Source organism: Streptococcus pseudoporcinus LQ 940-04 (assembly GCF_000188035.1).
Taxonomy (GTDB): Bacteria; Bacillota; Bacilli; order Lactobacillales; family Streptococcaceae; genus Streptococcus; species Streptococcus pseudoporcinus.
The window spans coordinates 669340-681580 of the sequence record NZ_AEUY02000005.1 but is presented as its reverse complement, the minus strand read 5'-3'; the positions used below and the strand labels follow the sequence as shown (position 1 = coordinate 681580).

General features: G+C 33.4%; 9 protein-coding genes, 3 tRNA genes and 1 other annotated feature. Of the genes, 6 read left to right on the top strand and 6 right to left on the bottom strand.

Features of this window, described 5'->3' with window-relative positions; genetic code table 11:
* Positions 1-249 precede the first annotated feature (249 nt).
* On the top strand, positions 250-639 hold the full coding sequence (gene yaaA, locus STRPS_RS04700; RefSeq protein ID WP_007896414.1) for a S4 domain-containing protein YaaA: 390 nt from the start codon (positions 250-252) through the stop codon (positions 637-639).
* Between the two features lies 1 nt (position 640).
* Positions 641-1735 (top strand): DNA replication/repair protein RecF, encoded by a 1095-nt coding sequence (gene recF / locus STRPS_RS04695; RefSeq protein ID WP_007891594.1) that lies wholly within the window; start codon positions 641-643, stop codon positions 1733-1735.
* A gap of 59 nt (positions 1736-1794) precedes the next feature.
* Here recF and STRPS_RS04690 read toward each other — a convergent pair whose 3' ends face one another.
* From STRPS_RS04690 to trpS, 3 genes are all read right to left on the bottom strand, one after another.
* The gene (locus STRPS_RS04690; RefSeq protein ID WP_007891577.1) at positions 1795-2655 is read right to left on the bottom strand and encodes a GRP family sugar transporter; all 861 of its coding nucleotides are present in this window, start codon (positions 2653-2655) and stop codon (positions 1795-1797) included.
* Between the two features lie 159 nt (positions 2656-2814).
* The gene (guaB, locus tag STRPS_RS04685) at positions 2815-4296 is read right to left on the bottom strand and encodes an IMP dehydrogenase (protein ID WP_007891644.1); all 1482 of its coding nucleotides are present in this window, start codon (positions 4294-4296) and stop codon (positions 2815-2817) included.
* Between the two features lie 212 nt (positions 4297-4508).
* Complete coding sequence (trpS, locus tag STRPS_RS04680) at positions 4509-5531, bottom strand: tryptophan--tRNA ligase (protein ID WP_007891604.1); 1023 nt, start codon at positions 5529-5531, stop codon at positions 4509-4511.
* A gap of 42 nt (positions 5532-5573) precedes the next feature.
* Positions 5574-5801: a binding site (T-box leader), on the bottom strand.
* 126 nt (positions 5802-5927) lie between these two features.
* On the opposite strand from trpS, the gene STRPS_RS04675 reads away from it, so the two are divergent.
* The 3 genes from STRPS_RS04675 (at position 5928) to STRPS_RS04665 (ending at position 11143) form a co-directional block, all read left to right on the top strand.
* Complete coding sequence (locus STRPS_RS04675; RefSeq protein WP_007891550.1) at positions 5928-6800, top strand: YitT family protein; 873 nt, start codon at positions 5928-5930, stop codon at positions 6798-6800.
* A gap of 79 nt (positions 6801-6879) precedes the next feature.
* A complete protein-coding gene (locus tag STRPS_RS04670; RefSeq protein WP_007891610.1) occupies positions 6880-8499 on the top strand; it encodes an ATP-binding cassette domain-containing protein in 1620 nt (539 codons plus the stop codon).
* A gap of 58 nt (positions 8500-8557) precedes the next feature.
* On the top strand, positions 8558-11143 hold the full coding sequence (locus STRPS_RS04665; protein WP_007896235.1) for a YfhO family protein: 2586 nt from the start codon (positions 8558-8560) through the stop codon (positions 11141-11143).
* Between the two features lie 31 nt (positions 11144-11174).
* Here the strand turns inward: STRPS_RS04665 and STRPS_RS04660 are convergent.
* Positions 11175-11248 (bottom strand) — tRNA-Asn (locus tag STRPS_RS04660).
* Between the two features lie 38 nt (positions 11249-11286).
* A tRNA-Glu gene (locus STRPS_RS04655) sits at positions 11287-11358 on the bottom strand.
* A gap of 177 nt (positions 11359-11535) precedes the next feature.
* Between STRPS_RS04655 and STRPS_RS04650 the strand changes: the two genes are divergently transcribed.
* A tRNA-Arg gene (locus STRPS_RS04650) sits at positions 11536-11609 on the top strand.
* A 60-nt stretch (positions 11610-11669) separates the two neighbouring features.
* Here STRPS_RS04650 and rlmH read toward each other — a convergent pair.
* Positions 11670-12149 (bottom strand): 23S rRNA (pseudouridine(1915)-N(3))-methyltransferase RlmH, encoded by a 480-nt coding sequence (gene rlmH / locus STRPS_RS04645; protein ID WP_037598993.1) that lies wholly within the window; start codon positions 12147-12149, stop codon positions 11670-11672.
* Positions 12150-12241 lie beyond the last annotated feature (92 nt).

The window sequence follows — 12241 nt, the reverse complement described above, 5'->3', positions numbered from 1 at the left end:
AAACTTATTTTTTATTATCTTGTAGCAATAGAAAACGATATTGATATAAATCAATCATAAAAGCCCTAAGAAATAAAATTTTATTCTCTTATTTCTTAGGGCACTATTCTTAAAAATACTGAAAATATTATAACATATAATATCTCTTTTATGTCATAATATTGACCAAAATACTTCGATTAATTGGTATAATATTAATTACTGCTAATTTATGCTATAATGACTTGAATTAGCAATTGGAGAATAACAATGGATTATAAACTTTTTACAGAATTTATTACTTTACAAGCCCTGCTAAAAGAAGTAGGCATCATACAAAGTGGAGGAGCTATCAAGTCTTTTCTTGCTGAAACTACTGTTTTATTTAATGGTCAAGATGAAAAACGACGGGGAAAAAAACTACGAGTCGGCGATCATATTGAAATTCCAAGTCATCAAGTCACTATTCATTTAATTGAACCGACATCTCTTGAAAAAGAAGCCTTCCAAGAAGAACTTTTTGAAAAAGAACAACTCGCGAAGCGAGTTAAAGAAATAAATAAAGTCAATAAGAAACAATCTACTTCATTAAAACAGAAAAAACAGGGGAAAAAGCCTCTAAAAGACAAGCAAAAACCTATTCGATTCCCTGGTATGTAATATGTGGCTGAAAGAATTAACTTTAACAAATTATCGTAATTATGAGCAAATACAAACAAAATTTGTTCCAGGACTGAACGTTTTTATCGGAAATAATGCTCAAGGAAAAACAAATTTTTTAGAAGCAATTTATTTCATTGCCCTCACTAGAAGTCATAGAACACGGATTGATAAGGAACTAATCCATTTCTTAAAGGATGATTTAAAGGTCTCTGGAAAAATAGAGAGAACAAGTGGTATCATCAGTTTAGAAATTGCTTTAACAAAAAAAGGACGCATCACCAAAATTAATTCCTTAAAACAAGCAAAATTATCTGATTACATTGGTAATATGAAGGTTGTTTTATTCGCTCCAGAAGATTTACAACTTATCAAGGGAGCACCCAGTCTAAGACGAAAATTCATTGATATTGACCTCGGACAAATAAAACCTGTCTATTTATCAGATTTATCTCAATACAACTATGTTTTAAAACAAAGAAATACTTATCTCAAAACAGCTAGTTCTATCAATAGCGATTTCTTAGATGTCTTAGATGAACAATTAGCTGATTATGGCACACGAGTCATTCATCAACGTATGCAATTTATTGAAGCATTAGAAGAAGAAGCTCATAGACATCATTTTGCCATATCAGATGGATTAGAAGATTTAACATTAAGCTATCAATCTTCCATTGTATTAGAGCCAAAAGAGTCTATTAAAGAAAGATTTATAGAAGCTTTACAGAATAATAGACAAAAAGATATGTTTAAAAAAAATACAAGTGTTGGCCCGCATCGTGATGATATTTTGTTTTATATTAATGACATGAATGCAAATTTTGCCAGTCAGGGGCAACATCGTAGTTTGATATTATCTTTAAAAATGGCTGAAGTGAGCTTAATGAAAGAGCTAACTGGAGAAAATCCTATTTTGCTATTAGATGATGTTATGAGTGAACTTGATAATCTAAGGCAAACAAAATTACTTGAAACTATCATTCAGGAGCATGTTCAAACGTTTATCACTACGACAAGTCTCGAACATCTTTCAAGCTTACCACCCGATATCAAAACATTTTATGTTAGTCAAGGAACTATTAGTTTTCAATAATATAAGTAATATCAATATTAAAAAAATCGAGATCCTAGTGGCCTCGATTTTTATGCTAATTAAGCTTTAACAATTCCTAATAATATTGCCCCAGCAATAAAGCAAATAATTCCTAATATAACCCAGCGCATTTCCTGTTTTGATTTTTTCTCACCCAGAAAAATAATACCCCCAATAATGGAAATAATAGCTCCTAATTGTGAGAAACTAAAGGCAATTGCTAGTCCTGCCTTAGATGCAGCAAGAAGCATGAAGACGTTCCCAATTCCCCACATAATTCCAACTAAACTATTTTTTAAGACATAAGTATCAAAACTTAGCTTAAATGACATGAACAAACTCGCACCAAATACCATTCCAATAGCCATTGGTAGAAGAACAGAAATGAGGTCAAATTTCATAATATTATTGAAAAGGACAACATAGGAAACGTAGCCAATCGTTGAATAAGTTAAAGATTTAAAACCTTTCCCATAATGATGTAATTCTGCTTTTTGAGTGTTTTTATCCTTTTTACTTGAAAAATAAAATCCGATAATTAATAGAACTAAGGCACAGCTTCCTAAAATATATTGGTAAACTTGTGTCCATTCACCAAACAGAAACACCCCAATTAAGCTTCCTAAAACTAATTGAGAACCACTTGATAAGGGATTTGCTACAGAAACTCCCATATATTTCATTGCATGAAACTGCCCTGTCTGTCCAATGGACCACAGAAAGCCACCTAAAAAGCCAAAAATCCATAACTGACTTGTCATTTCAGGCCTTTTTACTATCCAAACCATAATAGCAAATAAAACAGCACCCAATGTCATACCAAAGGTTTGTTGACTAGGTTTACCACCAATTTTATTACTAACAAACCCAATACTTCCCCATGCAACCATTGGTACTAGTGCAAAAAGTATACCTTCCACTATACTACTCCTTTACAAAAGGTTGACACTACTTTTACAAGTAAGACAACCAAATTGACAACATTTAGATTAAAATAACCTAGAGAAATATTATATCTTAAAATGTAATAAGAAACAAGACCAAAAAAGCTAAGAAATACACTTAGCTTAGTTTATAAATCAGTGCACAGAGTAATTTGGTGCTTCATTTGTAATATGAACATCATGAGGATGACTCTCAATAAGTCCTGCACCAGACATTTCAATAAATTGTGCTTTATTATGTAAACCATTAATAGTTGCCGCACCTACGTAACCCATACCAGAACGAATACCACCTAACATTTGAAAGACTATATCTGAAACAGCACCCTTGTAGGCTACACGACCTTCAATTCCTTCCGGTACCAACTTATTAGCTTCATTAACAGAACCTTGGAAATAACGATCACTAGACCCTTTTTTCATTGCTGCAATAGATCCCATTCCACGATAAGTTTTAAACTTGCGCCCTTGGAATATCTCTGTTTCACCCGGGGCTTCATCAGTCCCTGCAAACATAGAACCTAACATGACTGCATTACCTCCAGCAGCTAAAGCTTTCACGATATCACCAGAATATTTAATACCGCCATCAGCAATAATTGTTTTCCCATATTCCTGAGCAACAGATGCCGCATCATAAATTGCTGTAACCTGAGGTACTCCCACGCCCGCAACAACACGCGTAGTACAAATTGAACCCGGACCAATACCAACTTTCACCACATCTACACCTGCATCATATAAGGCGCGTGCTCCTTCAGCAGTTGCAATATTTCCGGCAATAAGAGTCTTATCAGGAAAATGAGCACGAATCTCCGCAATTTTACGCAGAACCCCTGCTGAATGTCCATGAGCGGTGTCAATCACAATTGCATCAGCACCTGCTTCAAATAAAGCTTCTGCACGATCAAAGGTATCTGAAGTAACACCGACTGCAGCCGCAACAAGTAAGCGACCAAAAGTATCTTTCGCGGCATTAGGGAACTCAATCACTTTTTCAATATCTTTAATCGTAATAAGACCAGATAAACGACCACTATCATCTATCAAGGGTAATTTTTCAATACGATGCTGATGTAAAATTTGTTCTGCAGTTGTTAAGTCTGTTCCAACTTCTGCAGTTACTAATTTTTCACTTGTCATATGCTCAGAAATTGGTGAATCATAATCACTAATAAAACGCATATCACGATTTGTAATAATACCAACTAATCTACGATTCTCCATTGTTTCAACGATAGGAACCCCGCTAATCCTGTAGCGTTGCATAAGCTCCTCAGCTTGGGCAACTTTATGATTTGGAGTTAGGAAAAATGGATCAATGATAACACCGTTTTCAGAACGTTTCACCTTACGAACTTCTTCTGCCTGTTCAATGATTGACATGTTTTTATGGATAACGCCTAATCCACCTGCACGCGCAATAGCAATAGCCATTCTACTATCAGTAACAGTGTCCATAGCAGCGCTAATAATAGGAATATTTAATGTTAAATTTTTGGCTAATTTTGTTTGCATATTAACTTCATTTGGCAAAATATGGCTTTCAGCTGGAATAAGTAATACATCATCAAAAGTGAAGCCCTTTTTAAAAAATTTGGTGTCCCAATTCGACATTAAAATCATCCTCTTTTCTTTGTTTTTCGTGGTTTTTAGCCCAGTCATTTTTATTGTTACTATCATATCATGCTAGATGAATTTGTCAATAAATAGACTACAATTTTTATATTTATTCGTTCTTATCTTTCACGATTTCTCTATTCTTTTTTCAGAAGTAAGCGACCATTATAATCAAAAAGCCAACCCCTTAGAATTGACTTTTCCTTTAATTAAAAATAATTTATACCCATTGCCGATTTCACTTCTGATAAGGTTTGCGCAGCAACTTTTTGGGCCTTTTGACTACCTTTTTCTAACATTCTAAAAACTTCGCCCATATCTCGTGCATATTCTAATCTTTTCTCACGTATGGGGGTCAGTTCGCGATCAAGAATATCTAATAAGAAGCGCTTAGTTTTTACATCACCTAAACCTCCTTTTTGATAATGTTCTTTCATCGCCTGAATCTCAGCTTGGTCTTCTTCTCTACCAAAAATATCAAGATAGTGGAATACCATATTGCCCTTAATCTGACCAGGGTCTGTTACCTTTATATGATTTGGATCGGTATACATACTCATAACTTTTTTCTTTACCGTATCTGCATCATCGGATAGGTAGATACCATTTCCTAGCGATTTAGACATCTTTGCATTACCATCTAAACCAGGTAGGCGACCTGCACCTTCATTTTCAGGATATAGTCCTTCAGGTTCAACAAGACAATCAGTTTTATAAGTAAAATTAAAACTTCTGACAATCTCTCTCGTTTGCTCAATCATAGGTTTTTGGTCGTTACCGACTGGAACTATGTTTGCTTTAAATGCTGTAATATCAGCAGCTTGAGAAATTGGATACACTAAAAAGCCACTAGGTATGCTTTCTCCAAACCCTTTTTGGGTAATCTCTGTCTTCACTGTTGGATTACGCTCCAGTCTTGCTAAGGAAACAAGATTCATGTAATACATAGTTAATTCTGCTAATTCGGGAATTTGACTTTGAATAAAAATAGTTGATTTTGCTGGATCTAGACCAACAGATAGATAATCTAACGCGACATTCCCAATTGAATTTCTGATTAATTCTGATTCTTTAGCGTGGTCAGTTAAAGCTTGTTGATCCGCAAGGAAGACAAACATTTGATACTTACCTTCATTCTGTAAAACAACTCGATTTTTTAAACTGCCTACATAATGACCTAGGTGTAATTTACCGGTTGGTCGATCTCCAGTTAATATAATTGGTTTTTCCATTTTTCTCCTTTTTACATATAAAAATCCTCACACAAAAACTTGCGTGAGGGCGTTATTAGTCGCGGTACCACCTCAGTTGATATTCTAAAAATACCATCTCTATCTTCTCAAATTAAGAAGTAGCACGATAAGGAGTGCTAGACCTGAAAGTTATTGTTTCCTTACAAAAATGTCCATTAGTCCATTTCACTAATTGTGTTACTAGTTCACAGCGACCACTAGCTCTCTAAAAACACGATAAAAGCTACTCCTCTAATTCACAACCATTTTATGAAATTTTATAATGTTTGTCAACTTCCCTATATTTTTTCAAAAATATGCTTGACTCATAAGGGACTTTTAAGAGATAATGATTCTCTAGTCTTTTTATTAATAAATCTGAGGAGAAAACTGCTAATGACAAGAAAGTTAGTGGACATCCTATATGTTACATTAGGATCTTTTATTACAGCAATAGGTTTCAATACAATGTTTGTTCATAATAATATTGCTTCAGGTGGTATGGTCGGAATTTCAGTTGTTATTAAAGAACTTCTTGGAATTAGTCCATCGCTTTTTTTAATGGTTAGTAATATTCCTTTGTTACTTTTATGCTATTTTTTCTTAGGGAAACAAACCTTTGTTAAAACCCTATACGGATCATGGATTTACCCTATTGCTATTAGATTTACAAGTTTTTTACCTACTTTAACTCATAATCAATTATTAGCGGCAATTTTTGGAGGAATTATTGTTGGAATTGGCTTAGGAATGGTCTTCTGGGGAAATTCCTCAACTGGTGGGACTGGGATCCTAACTCAAATTTTACATAAACATTCACCTCTAACTTTAGGGGTCGCCATGACAATTGTCGATGGTATTAGTGTCTTAATGGGATTTATATCATTAACTGCTGATGATGTCATGTATTCAACAATTGGTTTATTAGTAATTGGTTACGTTATTTCTGTAATGGAAAATGGTTTTGATACCTCAAAAAATATAATGATTATTTCAAAAGAGTATCTCACTATCAAAGACTATATTACAAAAGTAATGGATCGTGGGGTTACTAAAATTCCAATTCGTGGTGGTTATACAACTTCTGATAAAGTCATGTTAATGGCTATTGTCTCAACTTATGAACTACCCAGCTTACAAGAAAAAATACTGGAAATTGATGATACCGCATTTTTAGTTGTTATGCCTGCAGCACAAGTTATGGGACGTGGATTTAGTCTTACCAAACAATATAAAAGAGAAGATGAAGATATTCTACTTCCTATGTAAAACAAGCCCCCTTTCCAATTGAAAAAAGAGGGGTTTTTAGATACAATGGATTTTAGACAAATAATTATGAGGTGACGAATTGCTTACAGTTTCTGATGTATCACTACGTTTTAGTGATCGAAAACTTTTTGATGATGTTAATATCAAATTTACTCCTGGGAATACCTATGGGCTGATTGGTGCAAATGGTGCAGGAAAATCAACCTTTTTAAAAATTCTAGCTGGGGATGTTGAACCATCTACCGGTCATATTTCTCTCGGTCAAGACGAACGACTTTCTGTTCTTCGGCAGAACCACTTTGACTACGAAGAAGAACGTGCTATTGATGTTGTTATTATGGGAAATGAACAACTTTACAACATTATGAAAGAAAAAGATGCTATCTACATGAAAGAAGATTTTTCAGAAGAAGATGGCGTTCGTGCTGCTGAATTAGAAGGTGTTTTTGCAGAACTTGGCGGCTGGGAAGCAGAGAGTGAGGCGTCTCAATTACTTCAAAATTTAAATATTGCTGAAGAGTTGCATTATCAGACAATGAGTGAGTTAGCAAATGGTGATAAGGTTAAAGTTCTCTTAGCTAAAGCTTTATTCGGTAAACCTGATGTGCTCTTACTAGATGAGCCGACTAATGGTCTTGACATTCAGTCAATTTCCTGGCTTGAAGATTTCTTAATTGATTTTGAAAACACAGTAATTGTTGTGTCCCATGACCGGCACTTCTTAAATAAAGTCTGTACCCATATGGCAGACTTAGATTTTGGAAAAATTAAATTATATGTAGGAAACTATGATTTCTGGAAACAGTCTTCTGAACTAGCAGCGCGTTTACAATCTGATCGGAATGCTAAAGCAGAAGAAAAAATCAAAGAATTACAAGAATTTGTTGCTCGTTTCTCAGCAAATGCCTCTAAATCAAAACAAGCGACTTCTCGTAAAAAAATGCTTGATAAGATTGAATTAGAAGAAATTGTTCCTTCAAGCCGTAAATACCCATTTATCAACTTTAAAGCAGAGCGTGAGATGGGAAATGATTTTCTCACAGTTGAAAATTTATCAGTCACAATTGATGGTGAAAAAATACTTGATAATATTAATTTTATTCTCCGCCCAGGTGACAAAGTTGCACTAATTGGTCAAAATGACATTCAAACAACAGCTTTGATGCGTGCTCTAATGGATGATATCGCTTATGAGGGAACTATTAAGTGGGGGGTTACCACAAGTCGGTCTTATCTACCAAAAGACAACTCAAAAGATTTTGCATCTGGAGAATCCATTCTAGAATGGTTGAGACAATTTGCTGCTAAAGGGGAAGATGATGATACTTTCTTACGTGGTTTTCTTGGTCGTATGCTTTTTTCTGGAGATGAGGTTAAAAAATCTGTTAACGTTCTCTCTGGTGGGGAAAAAGTACGTGTTATGTTGTCTAAACTGATGCTCCTAAAATCAAATGTTTTAATCTTAGATGATCCTACTAATCACTTAGATTTAGAATCAATTTCTAGTTTGAATGATGGTATCAAAGACTTTAAAGAATCTGTTATTTTTGCCAGTCATGACCACGAATTTATTCAAACAATTGCAAATCATATCGTGGTTATTTCAAAAAATGGTGTCATTGATCGGATTGACGAAACCTATGATGAATTCCTTGAAAATGAAGAAGTACAAGCAAAAGTTACTGAACTTTGGAAATAGAACAATAAGGCGGAAACGCCTTATTCTTTTTTTAATCACTAACTAGAAAGAACAAGCTATGATTCAAAAAAAATATATTTCTACACTATTAATCTATCTAGCAAGTTTTATCCTTCCAACCTTGATCATGTTTACCGTCCTGTTTTCAAAAGGGATTTATTGGGGAAGTAGCAAAACTATTTTAGCCAGTGATGGATTTCATCAATATGTTATATTCGCTCAAGCTCTTAGAAATATTTTACATGGTTCAGATAGTATCTTTTATACCTTCACAAGTGGTTTAGGACTCAATTTTTATGCGTTAATTAGCTACTATCTCGGAAGCTTCTTTTCTCCATTTGTTTATTTTTTTGATTTGACATCTATGCCTGATGCAATATACTTATTTACTTTACTAAAGTTTGGCTTAATTGGTCTATCAACCTACTTTTCTTTACACCATATTTACAGCAAAGTAAAACCATATTTAATTTTATCGCTCTCTACTACGTTTGCATTGATGAGCTTTTTAACTAGCCAACTTGAAATTAATACTTGGTTAGATGTCTTTATACTAGTTCCACTAATTATCCTTGGTTTACATCGACTTCTCAATCAAAAAATTGGTTTTTATTATTTTACACTCACCATCTTATTTATCCAAAATTATTATTTTGCCTATATGGTTTCCATATTCTTGACAGTATATTTACTTATACAATTACTAAATCAAGAAAGTTGTAAACAAGGTGTCAAGACATTTTTAAGATTTGTTACTATTTCTATTCTTTCTGCCTTATCTGCTTCATTTATGCTCCTACCCACTTATCTTGATTTACGAAACCAAGGAGAAAAGTTTACAGCAATTTCAAAACTTATAACGGAGAATAGCTGGTCTCTTGATTTACTTTCAAAGTCTATTCTAGGAACTTATGATACAACAAAATTTAATGCTATCCCAATGATTTTTGTTGGTTTATTACCTTTACTACTTACTATTCTTTATTTTACAATAAGGTCAATTAAGTGGCAGGTAAAAGTGGCGTATTTAATTTTTATTGTCTTTATCTGTTTGAGTTATTATTTCCAACCCCTTGATTTATTTTGGCAAGCAATGCACGCGCCAAATATGTTTCTACATCGCTATGCTTGGACTATTCCCCTCTTACTAGTCTTGCTTTCATGTGAAACACTCACTCATATTGAAGATTTATCTATTAATAAAATTGTTTTTGCCTTTACAATTCTTAGTTTAGCATTAGCTAGTCCTTATCTATTTTTAGAGCACTATTCTTTTCTATCACCCAACTTATTCTTCTTAACCATCGCTTTTTTAACTGCCTACACTATAATTTTATTAAGTCTGGAAGAGTTTAAGTTTCCTATCATTATTATTGTTATCTTTACACTTATCTTTACAACTCTTGAAAGTACTTTAAATACCTATTATGTTATTACTGGACTAGAAAATGAATGGGTATTCCCTACTCGACAAGGCTATAATCAAGATTTACATGCCATTAACCATTTAGTAAAGAAACAAAATAAAGTTGACACAGATTTTTATAGGACTGAACGCATTCTTCCCCAAACAGGAAATGATAGTATGAAATTCAATTACCATGGTATTTCTCAGTTCTCATCTATCCGGAATCGCCTTTCAAGTAAAGTTCTTGATAGACTTGGGTTCAAATCAGAAGGAACTAATCTAAACCTACGGTACCAAAATAATACTTTAATTGCTGATAGCTTATTTGCAGTTAAATATAATTTGAGTGAATCCGAGAATAAAAAGTTTGGTTTTACCAAAGTTAACCAAATTGATAACATTAATCTCTATAAAAATAACTATGCTCTTCCACTTGCTATTATGACGAGTGGAAAATATTTTGACACTAACTTTACTGTTAATACATTAGACAACCAAACCCGCTTATTAAACCAACTCTCTGGTAAGAATTATACTTATTTTACTGAACAAAATGCGCACTTGATATCAAAAGAGAACGTGGTAGGTAAGCGCATTTCTAAAAAAGCAGAAACTAATGCTGAAGATACTGTCGTAAGCTATCGTCTTAAAATTCCTGAGAATAAACAAATGTATTTAAGTTTACCAAATATCTCCTTTGAGAATCAACAAGAAAAAAATGTATTGGTTACTATTAATGGCAAAACAAGTCATTATACAACCGATAATACATTTACATTTTTTGATTTGGGCTATTTTAAGGATGAACAAATTGCTGATATCCATATTATATTCCCAAAAAATAAATCTATTTCATTTGATTCCCCACATTTTTACAGTTTAGATATTACTAACTATAAAAAGGCATTTTCTACAATTAAAAACCGAGAGATTACCGTGAGACAAAATCAAAATAAACTAACTTTGGATTATCAAACAACCACAAAATCTTCAATTCTACTGACTTTGCCTTACGATCAGGGATGGAGTGCTAAGCATAATAATAAGTCAGTTGTGATTCGAAAAGCACAAAAAGGGTTTATGGCTATAGACGTCCCTAAAGGAAAAGGAAAAATTTATTTAACTTTTATTCCTAAAGGTTTTAAAGAAGGTCTTGTGGTATCGTTAATAGCTTTTGTTACATTCTCTATTCACTTTATTTTAAAACTAATGCATTCAAAAAAATCAGCTCTTTAACATAAGGGCTGATTTTAACTTACTTTATTTACTCCGGCAGTAGGACTCGAACCTACGACATCATGATTAACAGTCATGCGCTACTACCAACTGAGCTATGCCGGAAAATTGTTATAAAAAAAATTGCTTCTCAGCAATTATGATAGTCCGTACGGGATTCGAACCCGTGTTACCGCCGTGAAAAGGCGGTGTCTTAACCCCTTGACCAACGGACCTTAAGGCTTTTAAGGAATACTTTCCTTAACACTCTTATTATTATATCAGAACTTTTGATTTTGTCTATAACTTTTTTTAAAAAATTTCAAAAGTTTTTCAACTTTTTTGAGGAAGCCATCTTTCCTGTTATTAGCATTGACAGAAATACCTATCTTCTGTTAAAATAAGGGAGTTGAGGTCTCATAGCTCAGCTGGATAGAGCATTCGCCTTCTAAGCGAACGGTCGCAGGTTCGAATCCTGCTGGGATCAAAATAAAACATCATGACTCATATAGTCATGGTGTTTTTTTATGTTTCATGTGAAACATTCTTATTTATGATAAGGGCTCCCTTCTTGAATCATAAATGCACGATAAATTTGTTCAATTAAAACTAAACGCATTAACTGATGAGGCAGGGTCAGTAGTCCGAAGCTCATTAATATATTAGCTCTTTTTTTCAAAGAAGCATCCAGTCCTAAACTACCACCGATAATAAAGGTAATATTAGAATAACCTTGGACTGTAATATTAGTCATTTGTTGACTGAATTTTTCTGAGGGAAATTGTTTCCCTTCAATAGCAAGTGCTATAATAAAGTCTCTTGAATCTATCTTTTTTTGAATACGTTCAGCCTCTTTTGCTAGAATTTTTGTATTCTCAGCTTGACTAGCATTGTCAGGAGTTTTTTCATCAATAAGTTCAATTATTTCAAACTGACAAAAACGGGACAGTCTTTTTTGATATTCTATAATCCCATCTTTTAAATATTTTTCTTTGAGTTTCCCCACACTTATTATTTTTACTTTCATAAAGAACATTTTATCATATCCTTTTAAAAAATGATTTATCCACAAAAATATTTTCAGTTTTTAATTATAAATCGACGACTTATCACTAATTC